16 protein-coding genes are annotated in these 17897 nt (G+C 70.1%); 9 read left to right on the plus strand and 7 right to left on the minus strand.

The window, feature by feature from the left end; genetic code table 11:
* Positions 1–47: 47 nt before the first annotated feature.
* Positions 48–854, minus strand: coding sequence for a hypothetical protein (locus ACWGLC_RS08290; RefSeq protein WP_452099434.1), 807 nt, complete (start codon positions 852–854; stop codon positions 48–50).
* Positions 855–1208: 354 nt separating this feature from the next.
* Between ACWGLC_RS08290 and ACWGLC_RS08295 the strand changes: the two genes are divergently transcribed.
* Positions 1209–1382, plus strand: coding sequence for an SPOR domain-containing protein (locus tag ACWGLC_RS08295; RefSeq protein ID WP_452099435.1), 174 nt, complete (start codon positions 1209–1211; stop codon positions 1380–1382).
* Between the two features lie 10 nt (positions 1383–1392).
* On the opposite strand, the gene ACWGLC_RS08300 is transcribed toward ACWGLC_RS08295, so the two are convergent.
* Complete coding sequence (locus ACWGLC_RS08300) at positions 1393–3024, minus strand: CYTH and CHAD domain-containing protein (RefSeq protein ID WP_452099436.1); 1632 nt, start codon at positions 3022–3024, stop codon at positions 1393–1395.
* 173 nt (positions 3025–3197) lie between these two features.
* Here ACWGLC_RS08300 and ACWGLC_RS08305 point away from each other — a divergent pair, with 173 nt between their 5' ends.
* Entirely contained in the window at positions 3198–4703 is a 1506-nt protein-coding gene (locus tag ACWGLC_RS08305; protein WP_452099437.1) for a flavin-containing monooxygenase, read from the plus strand.
* A 65-nt stretch (positions 4704–4768) separates the two neighbouring features.
* Positions 4769–5587 carry an SDR family NAD(P)-dependent oxidoreductase gene (locus tag ACWGLC_RS08310; RefSeq protein ID WP_452099510.1) on the plus strand — a complete coding sequence of 273 codons (819 nt, stop codon included), beginning with the start codon at positions 4769–4771 and terminating at the stop codon, positions 5585–5587.
* 21 nt (positions 5588–5608) lie between these two features.
* Here the strand turns inward: ACWGLC_RS08310 and pip are convergent, their stop codons facing one another.
* Together pip and panB are read right to left on the minus strand one after the other, a co-directional pair.
* Entirely contained in the window at positions 5609–6637 is a 1029-nt protein-coding gene (pip, locus tag ACWGLC_RS08315) for a prolyl aminopeptidase (RefSeq protein ID WP_452099438.1), read from the minus strand.
* Positions 6637–7500: a 3-methyl-2-oxobutanoate hydroxymethyltransferase gene (gene panB, locus ACWGLC_RS08320; RefSeq protein ID WP_452099439.1), complete on the minus strand. Its 864-nt coding sequence runs from the start codon at positions 7498–7500 to the stop codon at positions 6637–6639. The genes pip and panB overlap by 1 nt, the downstream gene beginning before the upstream one ends.
* A 218-nt stretch (positions 7501–7718) precedes the next feature.
* Here panB and glnA (ACWGLC_RS08325) point away from each other — a divergent pair, with 218 nt between their 5' ends.
* The 5 genes from glnA (ACWGLC_RS08325) to ACWGLC_RS08345 all read left to right on the plus strand — a co-directional run bounded on the left by glnA (ACWGLC_RS08325) (position 7719) and on the right by ACWGLC_RS08345 (position 14175).
* Complete coding sequence (gene glnA / locus ACWGLC_RS08325) at positions 7719–9059, plus strand: type I glutamate--ammonia ligase (RefSeq protein WP_230929506.1); 1341 nt, start codon at positions 7719–7721, stop codon at positions 9057–9059.
* 28 nt (positions 9060–9087) lie between these two features.
* Positions 9088–12171, plus strand: a complete 3084-nt coding sequence (locus tag ACWGLC_RS08330; RefSeq protein ID WP_452099440.1) for a bifunctional [glutamine synthetase] adenylyltransferase/[glutamine synthetase]-adenylyl-L-tyrosine phosphorylase — start codon at positions 9088–9090, stop codon at positions 12169–12171.
* Positions 12172–12253: 82 nt separating this feature from the next.
* The gene (locus ACWGLC_RS08335) at positions 12254–12619 is read left to right on the plus strand and encodes a hypothetical protein (RefSeq protein WP_230929504.1); all 366 of its coding nucleotides are present in this window, start codon (positions 12254–12256) and stop codon (positions 12617–12619) included.
* Positions 12616–13587, plus strand: a complete 972-nt coding sequence (locus tag ACWGLC_RS08340; protein ID WP_452099441.1) for an endonuclease/exonuclease/phosphatase family protein — start codon at positions 12616–12618, stop codon at positions 13585–13587. Before ACWGLC_RS08335 ends, ACWGLC_RS08340 begins: the two co-directional genes overlap by 4 nt.
* A gap of 27 nt (positions 13588–13614) precedes the next feature.
* Complete coding sequence (locus ACWGLC_RS08345) at positions 13615–14175, plus strand: DUF732 domain-containing protein (RefSeq protein ID WP_452099442.1); 561 nt, start codon at positions 13615–13617, stop codon at positions 14173–14175.
* 67 nt (positions 14176–14242) lie between these two features.
* Here the strand turns inward: ACWGLC_RS08345 and ACWGLC_RS08350 are convergent, their stop codons facing one another.
* Complete coding sequence (locus ACWGLC_RS08350; protein WP_452099443.1) at positions 14243–14653, minus strand: hypothetical protein; 411 nt, start codon at positions 14651–14653, stop codon at positions 14243–14245.
* A gap of 147 nt (positions 14654–14800) precedes the next feature.
* A complete protein-coding gene (glnA, locus tag ACWGLC_RS08355) occupies positions 14801–16237 on the minus strand; it encodes a type I glutamate--ammonia ligase (protein ID WP_452099444.1) in 1437 nt (478 codons plus the stop codon).
* A 220-nt stretch (positions 16238–16457) separates the two neighbouring features.
* On the opposite strand from glnA (ACWGLC_RS08355), the gene ACWGLC_RS08360 reads away from it, so the two are divergent.
* Entirely contained in the window at positions 16458–16946 is a 489-nt protein-coding gene (locus ACWGLC_RS08360; RefSeq protein ID WP_452099445.1) for an RDD family protein, read from the plus strand.
* Between the two features lie 194 nt (positions 16947–17140).
* Here ACWGLC_RS08360 and ACWGLC_RS08365 read toward each other — a convergent pair whose 3' ends face one another.
* Entirely contained in the window at positions 17141–17896 is a 756-nt protein-coding gene (locus ACWGLC_RS08365; RefSeq protein ID WP_452099446.1) for a DUF4191 domain-containing protein, read from the minus strand.
* Between the last annotated feature and the right edge of the window lies 1 nt (position 17897).

Raw genomic sequence — 17897 nt, forward strand, 5'->3', positions numbered from 1 at the left:
GGACTCCGCCCACGGCGGTCATTGTCGAGTTGACGACGCAGTGCGTGTTACGAGGGCAGCATGTCCTCGAGGCTGCCGAACGCATCGCCGAGGCTGCCGGTGTCCTCGGCCTCAAGCTCGAAGTTCGTGGTCTCGCAGCCGAGCGTGAAGTTGTCGATCGCCACGTCATCAGCCGTGTTGTCGCGGGTCTTCTGCACGCCGTACTCGGTGACCACCGCGTCAGGGTTGAGGTCGATGATCTCATCGAGCGTCATCATCGTGCCGCGGGGGACGTCCTGGCCGCCCTCGCCTTCCAGTGCCCGGGTCACGAAGAACTGATCGCTATCACCGGGAACAGCGTTGCTCCAGCCGTCGGCGGTGGGCGGGCTCCACACGATGGTGGCGAACCCGATGTCGCTGCCCGCGCCGGTCTCTGAATCGGCGAGGCTCGCCTTGTTGAGACGGATCTGTAGTGCCGGGGCCTGACCATCGGCGGTGTACTCGTAGCTCAGCGGGGTGAGGTTCTCTCCGTCCCGGAGGAGGTCGGCGAGCGGTGCCCGTTCGGCGTTCTTGTACAGTGACGAGCCCTGAGCTGCGTCGGTGGGCAGGGTCAGCGCGGCCGCGCCGACCGACTCGGGCGCGCCGTCGACGGCATCGATCTTCGCGTCGGTCTCATCGGTCGGGGTGAACCACCCGGATGCCTCGAGGGTCTCCGGGGTCACGACCTCCGTGCCACAGGCGTCGCCGAGCGAGCCACCGAGTGAGCCGCCGGGTAGCGATGACTGGGCCCCGGCTATCGGTGCGGAAAGTGCCGCCCCGGCACCGAATGCGACGGCGACAGAGGCTACTCCGACGGATCGGATGACGTTCTTCATGCGTCCCCCTTCTGCTTTCTCGGCCGCCGATCTGACGACCGCGAGATGGTGGTGCTGCTCACATGCCGCAGCTGAGGGCCACGTAACCGCAGCGAAATAACGAGCTCAACCGCAATCCGGTTTTTTCCGGTGTCCAGTCGAGGTGTCAGGTGTCGAGTTCGCACGTCAGAGAGGCCGCGAGGGCAAAAGTGAGAGAATAGTGCTTGTTTCCCAAATGGTGGGAATGTTACCGGTGGGACGAATGAGCAGCGGGCTTTGAGTTCGCCCACTGTGCTGACGCCGGGTTCCCAGCGGCGCACCGGGCGGCTCGATAGGGTGGGGCCACACCGTGGGACCGAGCGAAGGAGACCGGCCGTGGCCGACGACCAGTGGTACTACGACCTCGCCTCGGGCGAGGCCGTGCAGGGAAAGACCAGCGGCTGGGAGAACAGGATGGGCCCGTACGCCAGCCGCGGTGAGGCCGAGGCCGCGTTGGCCAAAGCCAAGGCCCGCAACGAGGCGTGGGACGCGCAGGACGAGGACGAGTGACGGGCCCGGCTCAGCCCTTCTTCCGCGACCTCTTGCCGCCCTTGCTCCTCTTGCGTCGGGTCGCACGCCGCGATTCTGACAGTTCGCGGTAGGCGGCGGTAACCGTGGCCGCGTCGTTCTCGAACCCGGCGAGGGTGCGCTCGGAGAATCCGCGCTCGTGCTCGAAGAGCACGCCGAACCCGAAGGTCGACTCGCCGGCCGCCTCGGCCCGCCGCGCGATGCGACGGATCCACCGGCGCGCGGTCACGCTGTCCTGGACCTCGCCCAGTACGGTATGAAGCCGCTGGCACGCGGTCCGCAGCGGCGCTACGTTCAATCCGTCCCTGTCCGGTAGCGAGCCGACGTTGCGCCGTAGCGCCTTGGCGCGCTTGCGCACCACGTGGGTCAGTTCTTCCCGCTGCGCCAGACTGAGGTCGAGCGAGGCCAGGTCGCGCTCGGTCTGGGTGCGGGATTTCGAGAACTTCGCGAACTGCCGGTCGACACCGCGCAGGACCATCTCCTCGGCCTCGCGTCGCTGCCTCTTGTCCGCCTCGGCCGGGAAGCGGTCATCGCCGGGCTGGCCGGGTCCGGGTTCGGTGCCGGCCACACGCATGAGTTCGTGGAGGGCGTCGAGCAGGTCCAGGTACCTGTCGGAGAGCAGTGCCGCGATGACGCGCTCGCCCGCCCGTTTCTCCTCGGCGTCGAACTCGGACCGGAGCCGCTGACGCGTCTGCAGCGTCACGACATCCTCGGGGTACTCGGCGGCGATCGTCCCGAGCCGTTGGTCGACCACCTGGATGTCGCGCACCTTGCCCAGCACGGCGGCGAGCACCTTCAGCTCCTCGAGCAGCGCGGCCAGGTCCACATCGCTTCCGGCGGTCTCGGCATCGAGCTCGGTGGCGTACGAGCCGATGGTGCTGCGCAACCCGCGCACGGCGACGCGCATCTGGTGAACGCCGGTCATGGTGACGCGCCGCGCGGCCGGGTCGTGGTCGAGGAGTTGCCGGAGGTCCTCGCCGAGCGCGTCGCGGACGGGGGAGACGCCGCGGTCCCACGCCTCGGGGACCGGGCCCACGGCGCGGGCGAGTTTCGACGACGACGACGAGGCCTGCGCCCCCGCGGAAATGCATGCCGCGGCGACCGCGGCCAGAGCCTCCCCGGCGTGGGGCAGGGACGGGTCGACGAGTTCGGCCTCCCACTCCCGCCATCCGGATGCGGAGCCGCCGGCCACGAACGACTCGGTGGTCACCCGATCGTCACAGAACTCCACGACCGCCGTCCCGTCGGCGTCGCGCAGGAGGGTGACCCGGCGCTGGTTGTCGATCCGGGCGATGGGCGACAGTTCCCGCCGGCGCACCAGCCCGGCGACGGCGTCGACGAACTCGGTCGGGACCTCGTCCCCGAGCGGGGCCTGCAGTTCGAGCCGGCCATCGCGGCCGGGCAGCTTGAGGTGCCAGCCCGCGTCGTCGCCACCGGTGCGGCGCCGCAGCGTCACCTTGTGGCGGGTCAGCGACAGGTCTGCCGTGTCGTAGTAGGTGGCCGACAGTTGATGCTCCACCGGATCGTCCGCGGCCAGCGGCGCGAAGGCCTCGGCCGAGGGGGCCGGATCGTCCGCCCCGACCTCGAACTTGCTCTCCACCTCAACTGTCTCGCTGATCGCCATGATCTGGTTTTACCAGCACCGGGTTAACGCCGCAGGTCCCCTCACCCCTGCACGGACTTACTTGGGAGTAAGGTCTGACGTGGCCCCGGGCTCGCGTGGCACTGGTCACATGCTGAGCAGGGCGTAGGCGGTCGGCCGGGGTCTGCAGTCTGATGTCGTCTCTGGGGGGTCAAGTGGAACAGGTCAGGACCGTCGATGTGCTCGTGGTGGGCGCCGGGTTCTCGGGGCTCGGCGCGGCCATCCGGCTCACGCAGGACGGATTCGACGATCTCGTCGTCCTCGAACGGGGCACGGACGTCGGCGGCACGTGGCGCGACAACAGTTATCCCGGTGCGGCATGTGATGTCCCGTCGCACCTGTACTCGTACTCCTTCGCCCTCAATCCGGACTGGTCGCGAGCGTTCTCGCCGCAGGGGGAGATCTACGACTACATCCGTCGGGTCACCCAGGAGGCCGGTGTCCGCGACAAGATCCACTTCGGCGTGGAGGTGACCGCCGTCGACTTCGACGAGGCCCGCGGCCGGTGGGCCGTCGAATCCAGCGAGGGCACCTACGATGCCCGCGTGGTGGTGCTGGGGGTCGGCGCACTGTGCGAGCCCAAGCGGCCGGAAATCGAGGGCATCGACGATTTCGCCGGACAGGTCTTCCACACCGCCCGCTGGGACCACTCGGTGACGCTGGCGGGTAAGCGGGTCGCGGTCATCGGTACCGGGGCCTCGGCGATCCAGGTGGTGCCGTCCATCGCCCCCACGGTGTCGCATCTGGACGTCTATCAACGCACCGCCCCGTGGATCCTGCCGCGGATGGACCGGACGTATCCGCAGATCGAGAGGAAGGCGTACCGGAGGATCCCCGGCCTGCAGCGCGTCATGCGGACCCTGCAGTACGTCAGCCGCGAGTTCCAGGTCGTCGGCCTGACCCGCAGCCGCGCGGCGCTGGCGCCGATCCGGGCGATCGGACGTGCGCACCTCGCGATGCAGGTGCGGGACCGGAGCCTGCGCGAGAAGGTCACGCCGCGCTTCGAGATCGGCTGCAAGCGGATCCTGCTGTCCAACACCTGGTACCCGACGCTCACCAGAGACAACGTCGATCTGGTGACCTCGCCCATCACGCGGGTGACCGGCAGCGGCATCACCACCGCCGACGGTGTCGAGCACCCCGCGGACGTGCTGGTGGTGGCCACCGGCTTCCATGTCACCGACTCGCCGTTCTTCGAACGGGTCCGCGGCGCCGATGGCCGGACCCTCGCCGACAAGTGGGCCGCAGACGGGATGGAGGCGTACAAGGGCACGACCGTGTCCGGCTATCCCAACTTGTTCGTCCTGGTGGGCCCGGCGACGGGCCTGGGGCACTCGTCGATGATCTACATGATCGAGTCCCAGCTGAACTACCTCGCGGACGCCCTGCGCACGATGCGGGAGCGGAACCTGCAGACCGTCGACGTCCGCGAGGTGGTCCAGGACGCCTACAACAGCGAACTGCGGGCCTCGACGGGCGACACCGTGTGGACGACCGGCTGTCGGAGCTGGTACCTCGACGACAAGGGCAACGCCCCCGCCGTGTGGCCCGATTTCACCTTCTCCTTCCGTAGTGAGACGCGCGAGTTCGATCTCAGCGCGTACCGCCGCACTCCTGCCGACGCGGCGGCGCAGCACACCCGACAGGAGGCCCGGGCATGAGCGGCATGATCGCCAGGACGACCGAGACGATAGGCGGGCTGACGGGCCGCCGATCCCGCTGGCGGATGGACGGCAAGGTCGTCGTCGTCACCGGGGCCGGATCAGGGATCGGCCGCGAGCTCGCTCGCGAGGCCGCCCGCCGCGGCGCTCGGTTGGCGCTGAGCGACATCGACGTCGACGGCCTGGCGCAGACCGTCGCGATGGCCCGCACCGACGGTGCCACCGACGTGCACTCCCAGCGCCTCGACGTGACAGAGCAGGCCATGGTCGCCGAGTACGCGGGGCAGGTCGTCGAGCATTTCGGCGTGGTGAACCTGGTGATCAACAACGCCGGTATCGCGTTCACCGGGCGGGTCAGCCAATCCGGGTACAAGGACATCGCCCGCGTCATGGACGTGGATTACTGGGGCGTCGTCCACGGCACCAAGGAGTTCCTGCCCCACCTCATCGCCTCCGGCGACGGACACCTGGCCAACGTCTCCAGCATCTTCGCGATCCTGTCCGTGCCCACCCAGAACGCCTACAACGCCGCCAAGGCGGCAGTACAGCACTTCACGGAGTCATTGCGGATGGAGATGCTCGCCGACGGGCATCCCGTCGACGTCAGCTGCGTCCACCCCGGCGGGATCAAGACCGCGGTGGCCCGCAACGCCGGCGCCGCCGAGGGGCTCGACAGCGCGGGCTTCGCCTCGATCTTCGACGAGAAGTTCGCCCGCACCGAGGCCTCGACGGCCGCGAGGGTGATCCTCGACGGCGTCGAGCGGCGGCGGGCCCGGATCCTCGTGGGGCCGGACGCGCACCTCATCGACGCCCTGGTCCGGCTATTCCCGTCCGCGTACCAGCGGGGCACGGTGGCCATGTCCCGCCGGTTCGGCGTGCTCTGAGGGCTGACCGGCCCGCCGGGCTCAGGGGCGGAAGGCGTCCGTGGCCTCGAGTAGCAGATGCGTGATGCCGGGCTCGGCCATGGCGTGGCCGGCGTCGGGCACGATGTGCAGCTCGGAGCCCGGCCAGGCCGCGTGTAGCTCCCACGCGTTCGCTACCGGGCACACCACGTCGTAGCGGCCGTGCACGATCACCGCCGGCAGGTGGGTGATCCGGTCCATCCGGTCCAGGATCGCGGCGCCGTCGAGGAAGGCGTCATGGACGAAGTAGTGGTTCTCGATCCGGGCGAACGCCAGGGCGAACCGATCCTGATCACCGGTTCCGACGCCGTCGCCGGCAGGGGTGCGGGGCAGCAGCACCGACGTGGATGTCTCCCACGTGGTCCACGCGCGGGCCGCCTCGAGCTCGGTCGCGGGGTCGCCGCAGTGCATGAGCCGGTGGTAGGACGCCACGTGGTCGTACCCGGGCCGGTGGACGGCGTCGGCGCCGTCGGCGGCGATCAGGGGCGCCAGGTAGCCCTCCCACACGTCAGGGAACAGGTGCGCCGCGCCGCCACGGTAGAACCAGTCGATCTCCGACGGCCGGCACAGGAAGATCCCGCGCAGGACCAGGCCGCGGACCCTGTCGGGGTGTTCCTGGGCGTAGGCCAGCGCGAGCGTCGACCCCCACGATCCGCCGAAGAGCAGCCACTGCTCGACTCCGAGGTGCTCGCGGAGGCGCTCGAGGTCGCCCACCAGGTGCCAGGTGGTGTTGACCGCGAGGTCGGCGCCGTCGGCGACATGCGGGGTGCTGCGGCCGCAGCCGCGCTGGTCGACCAGGATGATCCGGTAGACGGACGGGTCGAACATCCGCCGGTGGGCGGGGGTGGTGCCGCCGCCGGGACCGCCGTGGACGAACACCACCGGCGTGCCGTCCGGGGTGCCGGAGCACTCCCAGTACAGCCGCTGTCCGTCGCCCACGTCGAGCATCCCGGACTCGTGGGGTTCGATCTCCGGATACGGCGCGCGGCGCAGGGTTCCCCCGTCGCGCGGGGCGGTCCCGTCGGCCGTCATCAGAAGGAGTGTTCCGGGCCGGGGAACGCGCGCGAGCGCACCTCGGTGCCGTACTCGCGGGCGGCGTCGCGCAGGCTGTCCGCCAGCTGCGCGTACTGCTTGACGAACTTCGCGGTGCGCCCGGTCCCGTGCCCGGCCATGTCCTGCCAGACCAGCACCTGGGCGTCGCACCCGTTGCCGGCGCCGATGCCGACGGTGGCGATCTCCAGCTCGTCGGAGACCTCCTTGGCGAGGTCGGCCGGCACCATCTCCATCACCACGGAGAACGCCCCGGCCTCCTGTACCGCGCGTGCGTCGGCACAGAGCTCGTCGGCGGCGTCGCCCCGGCCCTGGACGCGGAAGCCGCCGAGCCCGTTGACGGACTGCGGCGTGAAGCCGATGTGCGCCATCACGGGGATACCGGCGTCGACGATCGCCCGGATCTGCGGGGCCATGCGCACACCGCCCTCGAGCTTGACCGCCTGCGCACCGCCCTCCTTCATCATGCGCGTGGCGGCGGCGACCGCCATCTCGGGTGAGCCCTCGTAGGAGCCGAAGACCAGGTCGGCCACGACGAGCGCCCTGGGGGCGCCGCGGGTGACGGCCCGCACCAGCGGGATCATCTCGTCCTCGGTGACGGGGACGGTGGTGTCGTAGCCGTAGACGACATTGGCGGCGGAGTCGCCGACCAGCAGGACCGGGATCCCGGCCTCCTGGAAGAGACGAGCCGAGACGAAGTCGTACGCGGTGAGCATCGGCCAGGGCTCGCCGGCGGCCTTGAGCTCGGCGAGGTGGTGGATGCGGGTGACCCGGGTCAGACCCTGCTGCTCGGTGTCCGACGCGGCGCCGGATCCGTAGACGGGGGTGTCGGGGTTGTCGCTCATGGCGGTGTGGCCTTCCTTGGGTGACCTCGAGGCCGGTCGTACGCCGGTCCCCGGGCGGATAGGGGGCGGTGACGTGCGCAGCCGGGGCCGCGCGGCGTCGCGGACGAGTCTGCCACGGCCCGGACCGGCACGGCGCGGCGCGTGTCCCCGGCGACGGCTCGGCGGCGCAGGGCGGGATGTCACACGGACGTAATGCGGCAGGCACTAGGTTGGACGGCATGAACCGCCAGCAGGAGTACGTTCTCAGGACCCTAGAGGAACGCGATATCCGGTTCGTCCGGCTCTGGTTCACCGATGTGCTGGGGACTCTCAAGTCCGTGGCCGTCGCCCCGGCCGAGCTGGAGGGCGCGTTCGGGGAGGGCATCGGGTTCGACGGTTCCGCCATCGAGGGCTTCTCGCGGGTCTCCGAGGCGGACACCGTCGCCAAGCCGGACCCGTCGACGTTCCAGGTGCTGCCGTGGGCCCACGCCGACGGCGGCCAGCACTCGGCCCGCATCTTCTGCGACATCTTCAACCCGGACGGCAGCCCGAGCTGGGCCGACCCCCGCCACGTGCTCCGCCGCCAGCTCAACAAGGCGGCCGACCTCGGCTTCTCCTGTTACGTGCACCCGGAGATCGAGTTCTTCCTGTTCCGCAGCCTGGACACCGACGGTGCGGAGCCGGTGCCGACCGACAACGGCGGCTACTTCGACCAGGCGGTCCACGACACCGCGCCGCATTTCCGCCGCCACGCGATCGAGGCGCTCGAGGCCATGGGCATCTCCGTGGAGTTCTCCCACCACGAGGGCGCGCCGGGTCAGCAGGAGATCGACCTGCGCTACGCCGATGCGCTGAGCATGGCGGACAACATCATGACCTTCCGGTACATCGTGAAGGAGGTCGCGATGAACAACGGCGTGTGGGCCTCGTTCATGCCCAAGCCGTTGCGCGATCACCCGGGCTCGGCGATGCACACCCACATGAGCCTGTTCGAGGGCGACGCGAACGCCTTCCACGAGCAGGACGACGAGTACCAGTTGTCGGCCACGGCCAAGTCGTTCGTCGCCGGCATCCTGCGCCACGCCCCGGAGTTCTCGGCGGTGACCAACCAGTGGGTCAACTCCTACAAGCGGCTCATCGGCGGCGGCGAGGCCCCCACGGCGGCCACGTGGGGCCGGGCCAACCGGTCGGCGCTGGTGCGCGTGCCCATGTATACGCCCAACAAGGCGTCCTCGCGCCGGATCGAGGTCCGCAGCCCGGACTCGGCCTGCAACCCGTACCTGGCGTTCGCGGTGATGTTCGCCGCCGGTATCAAGGGCGTGCAGGAGGGGTACGAGCTGCCGCCGGAGTCCGAGGACGACGTGTGGACCATGAGCCGCCGCGAGCGGCGCGCGATGGGCTACACCGATCTGCCGGGCAGTCTCGAGCAGGCGCTGGACGCGATGGAGGAGTCGGAGCTCGTCGCCGAGGCGCTCGGTGAGCACGTCTTCGAGTTCTTCCTGCGCAACAAGCGCCGCGAGTGGCGCGAGTACCGCAGCGACGTCACCCCGTACGAGCTCCGCAACTACCTCGCGCTGTGACCGGCGGTCGGGCGCCCGAGGTATCGGCGTGAGTCCGCATTCCGCCCGCCCCCGGACCCCCAGCCCCGGGCGGTTGGGACTCCTGGATGACCGGGCGGCGGAGCGCCTCGAGTACCTGGGATGGAACGACGACGACGCCGTCCCCGTCCTCCGGGCGCTGTCACGGGCTCCGGACCCTGATCTGGCGTTGGCTACCCTGGTCCGCCTCCGCGAGTCGTTGGCGGCCGAGTCGCATTCACGCAGTGGCGCCACCCTGTCCGTCGACAGCGGTGTGGCAGCACTCGACTCGACGCTGCGCTCCGATCCGCGGGTGCGGGCGCGGTTGCTCGCACTTCTGGGCTCGTCGAGCCAGCTGGGGGACCACATCGTCGCCGAGCCGACCCGGTGGACCCTGATGCGGTCGCCGCTGCCCTCCCGCGAGGACGTCCTGTCCGACCTGCTCGCGGCGGTCGAGGCCGTCCCCGAGGCCCCGGTCGGGGACGCCCCCGAACCGACGCAGTCCGAGGATCTGCGCAGCGTCGGCACCTATCGGGCCGGGATCATCGGCGGCGCCGCGGTGAACGTGCTGCGGTCCGTCTACCGCGACCATGTGGCGCTGCTGGCGGCCCACGATCTCGCCTCGACGGTCGAGACCCGTGAGCCGGCCCTGCCGTTCGGCGAGGTCGGGTCCAGGCTGTCCGATCTCGCCGACGCCGCCCTCACCGCCGCGCTCTCGGTGGCCGTGACGACCGTGTACCCGGATTCACCGATGCCCACGAGGTTGGCCGTGGTGGCGATGGGTAAGGGGGGAGCGCGCGAGCTCAACTACATCTCGGACGTCGACGTGATCTTCGTGGCCGAGCCCGCCGATGCCAAGACCACGCGGGTCGCGGGGGAGATGATGCGTATCGGCTCGATGGCCTTCTTCGAGGTCGACGCCGCGCTGCGCCCGGAGGGCAAGGCCGGCGAACTGGTCCGCACCCTGGACTCGCACGCCAGGTACTACAGGCGTTGGGCCAAGACGTGGGAGTTCCAGGCGCTGCTCAAGGCCCGGCCGATGACCGGCGATCTCGCCCTGGCCACCGAGTACCACGACACCGTCTACCCGATGGTGTGGACCGCCGCCGAGCGGGAGGACTTCGTCCACGACGTCCAGGCGATGCGTCGTCGGGTCGAGGAGAACGTGCCCGAGGCCCTGCGGGACCGCGAGCTCAAGCTCGGCCGGGGTGGGCTGCGCGACGTGGAGTTCGCGGTCCAGTTGCTGCAGATGGTGCACGGGCGCACCGACGAGGAGCTACGCGTCACCAGCACCGTCGAGGCGTTGGGCGCTCTGCGCGCCGGGGGCTACATCGCGCGCGAGGACGGCTCCGACCTCGTTGCCGCCTACGAGTTCCTCCGGCTCCTCGAGCACCGGCTCCAGCTCGAGCGGTACAAGCGCACCCACCTGCTGCCCGAGGACGGCGACGACGAGGGGTACCGCTGGCTCGCCCGCGCCTCGGGAATCCGGCCCGACGGACCCAGTGACGCGGCGCAGGTGCTGCGCAAGCGCCTGCGTGATGTCCGCCGCCGGGTGCGGCGCCTGCACTCGAAGCTGTTCTATCGCCCGCTGCTGGACTCGATCGCCTCGTACGACGCCGAGGCGCTCTCGCTCAGTCCCCAGGCGATGGAGCGCCAGCTCGGCGCGCTGGGCTTCGGCGCGCCCCGCAACGCCCTCGGGCACCTGCGCGCGCTGGCCGGGCAGAACAACCGGCGCGGCCGCATCCAGGCGCTGCTCCTGCCGACTTTCATGGAATGGCTGGCCGACACCCCGGATCCCGACGCGGGTCTGCTGGCCTACCGCCGCCTGTGCGAGGAGAACGAGGACATCACCTGGTTCCTGCGCACGCTGCGGGACGACAGCATCGTCGCCCGCCGCCTGGTCCAGGTTCTGGGCACCTCCCCGTTCGTGGCGGAGCTGCTCATGCGCAACCCCGAGGTGATCCCCGACCTCACCGACGGCGCGGAGGGGCCGGCGCTGATGGCCTCGAAGGTCTCCGACATCGCCTCGGCGCTCACCGCCTCCGCCGCCCGCCACCGCACCCCGGAGCGGGTCATCGCGGCCGCCCGTTCCCTGCGCCGCGCCGAGCTTGCGCGCATCGGGGCGGCGGACGTGTTGCGGATGATCTCCGTGCCCGATGTCGGCCGACGCCTCACCGCGGTGTGGAAGGCGGTACTCGAGGCATCACTCGCCGCGGTGATCCGTGACATGCTGCCCGGCAGCGGCGGGCAACCGGCCCGGCTGGCCTACATCGGTCTCGGCCGTCTCGGCGGGAACGAGTTGTCCTACGGTTCGGACGCGGACGTGATGATCGTGTGCGACCCGGCCGAGGGGGTGGCCGAGGAGGACGCCCTGAATTGGGCCACCCAGGTTGCCGAACGCGTGGGCAGGCTGCTGTCCTCGCCGTCGTCGGATCCTCCTCTCGACCTGGACACCGACCTCCGTCCCGAGGGGCGCAGTGGTCCCCTCGTGCGGACCCTGGCCTCCTACGGCGCCTACTACTCCACGTGGGCGGAGACGTGGGAGTTGCAGGCGCTGCTGCGCGCGTCGTTCGTGGCCGGTGACCGCGGCCTGGGGCTGGATTTCCTCCACATGATCGACGACCACCGGTACCCGGAGGACGGGGTCCCGCCCAAGGTCGTGCAGGAGATCCGCCGCATGAAGGCCCGCATCGACGCCGAGCGGTTGCCGCGCGGCGCCGACCCCGCCACGCACACCAAACTCGGCCGCGGCGGGCTCGCGGACGTCGAGTGGTGCGCCCAGCTGCTCACCATGCAGTACGCCGCACGCGTGCCCGGACTGCACACGACCTCGACCCTCGAGGCGCTCGACGCCGCGGCCTCCGCGGAATTGCTCAGCGAGGGCGAGCGCGATGCGCTGGTGCAGTCGTGGCTCATGGCCGGCCACACCCGCAACGCGCTCGTGCTGGCGCGCGGTAAGGCCGTCGACCAGCTGCCGGGCCAGGGCAAGATCCTGTCCGCCGTAGCCTCGATCTGCACGGGGTCCTCGGACGGCGCCGAGTTCCTCAACGAGTACCTGCGGGTGACCCGCCACGGTCGCAAGGCCGTCGAGCACGTGTTTTGGGGCGAGGTCTGACGAGCCGCGCCGCGTGAGATCAGGGTCGACCCCGGGGTCTTCACCGATGCGCCGCTGGCACCAACGGCGATAACCTGGGCCCATGCCAGTCACGATGAACCTCACCCTCACCCTCGACGGGGTCACCTACGGCGAGCTGTACGAGTTCGTCGACGCCGTCCGCGCCGCGGGAGTGCCCGCCGACGAGCGCGTCCGCTGCCTCGGGTCCGACGACAAGGGCGACCGGTTCGAGATCGAGCTGGGCCCGGATCGTCGTCGCCCCGGGGCAGCCCGCGCCGCCTCCCGTGCGCTCGTGGAGCCCACCGCCGAGCCGGGCGCCGCGTCCGGGGCTCCGTCCTCGCCGACCGTCGCCTCGGTCGCCGAGACGGTCCGCTCGATGGTCCGCAACGGTGACGACCTCGACCGCGTGATCGCCGCGCTGGGGGATCTGCGCAAGTTCCTTCGGTGACGCCACCTCCCGTGGGGCGCCGGCCGGCGGCGCGGGCCGTGTCCGTGCTCGCGGCGCTGGTCGCCGCCGCGGGGGTCGCCCTCCACCTGTCCCGATCCGCGAACCCCACGGTCCTGGTGTTGGCCACGTTCGCGTTCGCGGCCTGGCTCTTCTGCCTGGTCGCGCTGGTCGCGGCGCTGAGTGCCCGCTCCCTGGCGCTGACCATCCTGGCCCTGGCGCTCGTCGGCGCCGGGGTGGTCCAGTACGGTCCGCTCGTGGCGTCGTCACCGGTTTACGACGACGACCCCGCCGGCGGGGTGCCCCTGAAGGTGATGGTGCAGAACCTCGAGTTCGGCAGAGCTGCCCCGCACGACTTGGTGCGCGCCGTCCGCACCGGCGGGGTGGACATGTTGCTGACCGTGGAGGCCACCCCGGAGTCGGCGGATGCGCTGCGCACCGCCGGCCTGACGAGCCTGCTCCCGCATGAGTCGGCGGCGACCGCGCCGGGCACCGAGGGCGTGGCGGTGTGGTCGCGCTATCCGCTCTCTTCCCCGGAGCGGATCCCCGGCTTCAGCCTGGGCGTTCTGCGGACCGAGATGGCAGGCCCCTCGGGTCCGGTCACGGTGGTGGCTGCGCACCCGGTGGCGCCGGTCTTCGACGGCCCGCGTGCCGTCGAGGAGGCGGACAGGCTGCGGTCGTATCTCGGCGGGCTGCCCGGTCCGGCGCCGGTCGTGGTGGGCGGGGACTTCAACGCCACCTGGGATCACGTCAGGTTCCGCGAACTGCGCGAACTCGGTTACGCGGATTCGGTGTCGGCGGGCGGGGACGGGTGGGTGCCCACGTGGCCGGCCGACCGTCGTTTCCCTCCGCTCATCGGGATCGACCACATCCTCGCCCGGGGCGCGGTCTCGGTGGGGGAGACCAGCACCGTCCGCGTGGACCGGACCGATCATCGTGGCGTCACGGCGACGGTGCGTCTACCCGCGTAGCGGACCCGGTGCCCTAGCATGCGCACCATGAGTTCACGCCCGTTGAGATCCCGATCGCGTCTCATCGCCTCCGGTGCGGCCACGGTCGCGCTCGCCGCCGCTCTGGCAGGCTGCGGCGGGGCGACGGTCGACGGCGAGGCCCCCGAGGTCATCGCCCAGGACTCGGCCACCACGGCCGCCACCACCACCCCGTTCGCTGACGAGCGTCCGGAGAAGCCGACCGGGCCGGTGTCCCCGCCCCCGTCCACGTCACACTCGCCGCTTCCCGGCGAACCCGACCCGCCCCCTGCACCCGAGCCGGCCCCGGAGGGTGAGCCCGCGCCGGAGTCCGGTGGCGCCCCGCCGCCCGCCCCTGGCGCCGGGGACTTCGTGGCGCTACTGGACGGGCGCGGTATCGCGCTGGCGGAGGGCATGGATCCGGTGGCGACCGCGCACGAGGCGTGCGGCCGTTTCGACGGTGGGCAACAGATGGACGAGGTGTCCGGATGGCTGGGCGAGCACGCCCGGTTGGACCCGGACGGGCAGGGCTACTTCCTCGGCACGGCGGTCATGACGTACTGCCCGCAGAATTTCCCGAAGTTGGGCTGAGGTCGCCAGGCGGGCTGAATCCACCGGGCCTTCTGTCCGGCTGGGACTGCCGAGGCGGCTGAGGCAGCTACCAGTCGATCTCGCCGAGCACGTCGTTTCGTCGGCGTAGCTCGGCCAGCCGCAGTTCGGCAGCCCGATGTTCTTCGAGGCGTTGGCGCGCCTGCTCGGCCAGGGCATCGGCCTCGACCTCCGCCAGCAGTAGCTGCAGGCGGTCCTTCTGCTCGCGCACGGTCTCCACGGTGGTGTCCATGGCGATTAGCTTGCGTGAGCCGGCGGTCGCGTGGAGGAACGGATTGCGGTCGAGGATGAGGCGCGCCTCCTCGGGGTCGAGTACCCGGGACAGCTTGAGGAACACGGGGTACCCCTGGCCGTCCCTGTCGATCCGCGGGTCGTGATCCGGGTCGAGGGCGGCGGCGACGACCATCAGCGGCCGCGCCCGCGGGGAGGAGCTCCGGAAGTCGATCTCGTCGGCATCCATATCCACCCGGCTCCTTCCGGCGCTTCTCACGACGTCGGCGTGTCCCACTGGGTCCAACCGTAAACGCCCCGGCCGATCGGCCGGGGCGTTTACGGTATTCAGGTCTTGAGGTCATCCGGCGACCCCGCGGTGCAGCGGGGTCCGGGCTCAGCAGTCGTAGTAGAGCTCGAACTCGTGCGGGTGGGGTCGCAGGTTGATCGGCGCGATCTCGTGCTCCCGCTTGTAGGAGATCCAGTTCTCGATGAGGTCCTCGGTGAACACGCCGCCCTCGGTCAGGTACTCATGGTCCTGCTCGAGGCGATCGATCACGGCCGGCAGCGAGGTGGGCGCCTGGGGGATGTCGGCGGCCTCCTCCGGCGGGAGCTCGTAGAGGTCCTTGTCGACCGGGTCCAGGGGTTCGATCTTGTTCTTCACACCGTCGATCCCCGCCATCATCATCGCGGCGAACGCGAAGTAGGGGTTACCCGATGAATCGGGGCAGCGGAACTCGATGCGCTTGGCCTTGGGGTTGTTGCCCGTGATCGGGATGCGGACACACGCCGAGCGGTTGCGCTGCGAGTACACCAGGTTGATCGGGGCCTCGTAGCCCGGGACGAGCCGGTGATAGGAGTTGATCGTCGGGTTGGTGAACGCCAGCAGCGAGGGCGCGTGGTGCAGGATGCCGCCGATGTAGTGGCGTGCCATGTCCGACAGGCCCGCGTAACCCGACTCGTCGTGGAACAGCGGCTTGCCGTCCTTCCACAGCGACTGGTGGGCGTGCATGCCCGAGCCGTTGTCACCGAAAAGGGGCTTCGGCATGAACGTGGCTGACTTGCCGTTCTGCCAGGCGGTGTTCTTGACGATGTACTTGAACAACTGGACGTCGTCCGCCGCGTGCAGCAGGGTGTTGAACTTGTAGTTGATCTCCTGCTGGCCGCCGGTGCCCACCTCGTGGTGGAGTCGCTCGAGCTCGAAGCCGGCGTTCGTGAGGTTGGTCGACATCTCGTCGCGCAGGTCCACGAAGTGGTCGTACGGGGCGACGGGGAAGTAACCACCCTTGGCCCGCACCTTGTAGCCGAGGTTGGGGGAGCCGTCAGCCTCGGACGGGGCACCGGTGTTCCAGTGGCCTGCAACCGAGTCGACCTCGTAGAAGCCGTGGTTGGTGCCCGAGCCGTAGCGAACCGAATCAAAGATGAAGAACTCGGCTTCCGCACCGAAGAAGCAGGTGTCGGCGATGCCGGTGGAGATCAGGTACTCCTCCGCCTTGCGCGCGACGTTACGCGGGTCGCGGCTGTAGGCCTCGCGCGTGAACGGGTCGTGCACGAAGCAGCTGATGTTGAGCGTCTTGGCCTTGCGGAACGGGTCCAGGCGCGCCGTGGTGACATCCGGCAGGAGCATCATGTCCGACTCGTGGATCGACTGGAACCCGCGGATCGAGGAGCCGTCGAACGCGAGGCCCTCTTCGATCATGTCCTCGTCGAAGGCGGCGGCAGCGATCGAGAAGTGCTGCTCGGCGCCCGGCATGTCGGTGAACCGGATGTCGACGTACTCGACGTTCTCATCCTTGATGAACTTGATGACCTCGTCCGGCGTGGAGAATGCCACGGTGTCGCTCCTCGTCTCTTCAGTGCGACGGGCGACCGGTGTCTTCCCGTCGAGCGGTGACCTCACGATATGGGCGTGGTGTTGCCCGGCAGTCAAGTGAATGTTTCGCGAGTGTTAACCGACGGACCGGGTGGAGTCCTTCCCACTCGTCCCAGCCTAGTCCGGCGGGGCACAGGCCACCGACATGGGGATCGGCGGTTTCCCCGGCTACCCTGGGTACATGCGCGAAGTAGCGGGTTCATGGCTGTCCGGACCGACCTCGTCCGGGGGCGGACCCGAACAGAAGTACAAGGGCGAGCGCCTGGGGATGCCCTCCGCCGGCGAGGGGTCCATGGCCTCGCTGGGCGCCCGTTTCGGTGCGCTCATCGTGGACTGGTTCCTCGCCTACGCGCTGGTCGGGATCGTCGTGGCATTCGCCGGGCCGGGGGCCCTGGGCGGAGAGACGGCCGCCGCGGTCACCAGCTGGGCGGTCCCGACGGTCTGGGGTGTGATCGGCGTGGTCTGCGTCTGGTTGTTCGCCCAGTCGCCGGGGCAGGCGATGCTCGGGATCGGAACCGCCAGGATCGACGCCGATGAGCGGGTCGGATTCGTGCGGTCGCTGGTCCGGGTCGTCTTCATCTTCTTCCTGATCCCGCCGCTGGTTCAGGATGAGGACGGCCGGGGGATGCACGACCGCGCCACGGGCACCGCACTGATCCGCACCCGCTGATACGCCGGCTCGCCGACTCGCCCAGCGCCGAGGACCCGGTCGCGGTCACCGGCCCGGCCCGGCATCGCCCGGCCCCGGAAATGACCAGAGCGTTCCGACTTTCCCGCTGATGCGAGAGGGTCGGAACGCTCTTGTCGTGCGCGGACCGGGACCTTGTGTCGTCCCAGGCCGCGGCCGCTCGGCCGTCGGGTCGCTCACCCTCTCCGGCGGGCGCTGCGCTGGATGTTGCGGACCTTGGCGCCCTGGGGGACCGGGCCCTTCGGCATCTGGTTCTGCACCCCGGTCTTGGTGCTCAGCGCGCGAAGCCTGGTGTCGAGCGCATCGACCTTCTGCCGGCTGATGTTCATCGGATACCGGGTGAGTCGACGGTTGAGCTTGCGCAGCGGCACCTGCTCGGGGGTCGTGCCCTCCTCGTCGCCCACGATCAGCTCGTAGATCGGGGTGTCACCCACCACGCGGGCGACCTTCTTCTTCTCCTGCATCATGAGCGGCTTGAGGCGGTGGGGCTGTCCCTCGCCGACGAGCACGATGCCGCAGCGGCCGACGACGCGGTGGACCGCGTCGAAGTTCGTGGTCGCCGCGACCGCCTGGTTGACGCGCCAGCCCGAGCGGAGCTGGTCCAGGGCCCACGCCGCTGCCCCGGGCTGGCCCTCGGCCTTGCCGTACACGGTGTTCTGGATACGGCGGGAGAAGATCGTCATGGCGAGCATGACGCCGACCAGGACGCCCAGCGGGAGCATCCACCACTCGCCGCCCCAGATCTTGCCGAGGAAGAAGAACACCAGGGCGGAGAGGACCACCGCGCCGATCATCAGCGGCCACAGGAGCTTGTCCTGCTTGGACTGGATCTTCAGCGCCTCCCACATCTGGCCGCGCTGTTCCTTGCCCGCCTGCCGCCGAGCGGCCCGGGCCTCCTTCTTGTCCGCCTTGCTGAGCTCGCTCTTCGCCATG

The sequence above is a fragment of the Dietzia sp. NPDC055877 genome, from assembly GCF_053615975.1.

Excerpts from the sequence above, each read along its gene's own strand:
- ACWGLC_RS08290 (WP_452099434.1), bottom strand. The coding sequence starts at position 854 with ATGAAGAACGTCATCCGATCCGTCGGAGTAGCCTCTGTCGCCGTCGCA.
- ACWGLC_RS08300 (WP_452099436.1), bottom strand. The coding sequence starts at position 3,024 with ATGGCGATCAGCGAGACAGTTGAGGTGGAGAGCAAGTTCGAGGTCGGG.
- ACWGLC_RS08310 (WP_452099510.1), top strand. The coding sequence starts at position 4,769 with ATGGACGGCAAGGTCGTCGTCGTCACCGGGGCCGGATCAGGGATCGGC.
- pip (WP_452099438.1), bottom strand. The coding sequence starts at position 6,637 with ATGACGGCCGACGGGACCGCCCCGCGCGACGGGGGAACCCTGCGCCGC.
- panB (WP_452099439.1), bottom strand. The coding sequence starts at position 7,500 with ATGAGCGACAACCCCGACACCCCCGTCTACGGATCCGGCGCCGCGTCG.
- glnA (WP_230929506.1), top strand. The coding sequence starts at position 7,719 with ATGAACCGCCAGCAGGAGTACGTTCTCAGGACCCTAGAGGAACGCGAT.
- ACWGLC_RS08335 (WP_230929504.1), top strand. The coding sequence starts at position 12,254 with ATGCCAGTCACGATGAACCTCACCCTCACCCTCGACGGGGTCACCTAC.
- ACWGLC_RS08345 (WP_452099442.1), top strand. The coding sequence starts at position 13,615 with ATGAGTTCACGCCCGTTGAGATCCCGATCGCGTCTCATCGCCTCCGGT.
- ACWGLC_RS08350 (WP_452099443.1), bottom strand. The coding sequence starts at position 14,653 with ATGGATGCCGACGAGATCGACTTCCGGAGCTCCTCCCCGCGGGCGCGG.
- ACWGLC_RS08360 (WP_452099445.1), top strand. The coding sequence starts at position 16,458 with ATGCGCGAAGTAGCGGGTTCATGGCTGTCCGGACCGACCTCGTCCGGG.
- ACWGLC_RS08365 (WP_452099446.1), bottom strand. The coding sequence starts at position 17,896 with ATGGCGAAGAGCGAGCTCAGCAAGGCGGACAAGAAGGAGGCCCGGGCC.